A 203-nucleotide genomic window follows, 5' to 3' on the forward strand; every position below is an offset into this window, starting at 1 on the left:
CAGTTTGCAACGGTAGCGGCGCAGTCCCCGACTCCAGCCTCAGGGTGCCAGCTGAGCGGGTTCTGCCTGACAATGCGGGCAACCGCTGCATGCCGGTAGCTGGGTATTGAGTGAGGTAATGGCGTGTGGCGCCGTGAGCTCCTGCTGGGCAACACGGCGCTGGCGCAGGGTTAACTGGGGAAAGAGGGACAACAGGTGTTGAA

General features: G+C 62.6%; 1 pseudogene. It reads right to left on the reverse strand.

What is annotated here, in order from left to right:
* Positions 1-42: 42 nt before the first annotated feature.
* A pseudogene (locus ACW5XD_RS24045) lies at positions 43-203 on the reverse strand (IS1595 family transposase); the annotation flags it as partial.

Source organism: Aeromonas enterica, assembly GCF_054052465.1.